The following is a 1,061-nucleotide window of genomic DNA, read 5'->3' as shown; positions in this document are numbered from 1 at the left end:
ATCTAAAGGTTGGGATAGGCGTCTGAATACCGCCCAGTGTTGGCATGGGTCATTCACTTTGCGCATGTTGCCCCAAGGAAGTGGGATGCCATTCCCTCGATACACGGCTTTAAGCTTGCCCGGCCCGTACGCGTCGAAATAGTGCCAATGGGGATATGGTGACACAACGGTCATGCGGCGCATCGCAACGGATGGCGAAACGCCTGCTTTTTTATGAACATCAATTTCGTAACCGGAGCGGTCGAGCAACTGACGAAATGGCACTTTAGGGCAAAGCAGAGCTCCTGCAAAAAAGCTGGACTCAAAGTCTCGCCAAGCTTGCAGAATGTCTTGCGAATTGAGCTCAGAGTTCGACACGGGGCTGTCCATTTGTTCCCAGTTATTCTGATGTCCGATGGAGAGCACGTTATTCATCGCGTCGCTGCTGTGCAATACGCGGTGGCCAATGTATACCGATAAGTCGTATTTTAAACGGGTAGGGTAGTCGCGCATCCGTTTGTTGAGATAAATGGTGCCCGGTGGTTCCATGAATGACGTAATCAATTGTTTGGCGTTTACGCCCAATTCATCGATGACATCTTGAGGCGCTCGGTCAACCCAGCGGATATCCAAGCCCATACTTTTGGCAATGTCGATCAAATCTTCAACCGACAAATTAAGGCGCTTCAATCCCACTTCTTCGGCGGCACGTTCTAAATCAGGAAAATGGTTTTGATGGTTCTCTTGGTGCGCGCGGATCAGCAGGTGAGCAAATTGACGACCTGTGATCCCGGTTTGAGACAGCATTTCTGGAATAGCAATCTGGAGAATGTCATTGGAAAACAGGAAGCTCGGTTCTAGCGCCATGCCATTAATCCCGCCTCGATTCCCTTTGTTGGGGGTAATGGCTTCTAATTCGGGCTCATCATCTAAAAACCACGCTGGATCTTTTTGAAAAACTTCTGCGATTACCTCGAGCATATCGATACTCGGTACGCGTTTTCCGCGCTCAATCATCGAAAGGTAAGAAACTGACGGCGCGTACTCAGGATTAATCCTTACACAACGAGCAGACAAATCTT

General features: G+C 49.2%; 1 protein-coding gene. It reads right to left on the bottom strand.

All coding sequences use genetic code 11. The annotated features are described in order from the left end of the window. Positions 1 to 1,061 (bottom strand): DUF3612 domain-containing protein (locus R7D93_RS26025; RefSeq protein ID WP_318129647.1); only part of this gene is annotated, 1,061 nt, incomplete at both ends.

It is taken from the genome of Vibrio sp. YT-15, from assembly GCF_033337445.1.
Lineage (GTDB): Bacteria > Pseudomonadota > Gammaproteobacteria > Enterobacterales > Vibrionaceae > Vibrio > Vibrio alginolyticus.
Note: the sequence above shows the minus strand (reverse complement) of the source record. Positions and strands in the feature narration are given on the sequence as shown.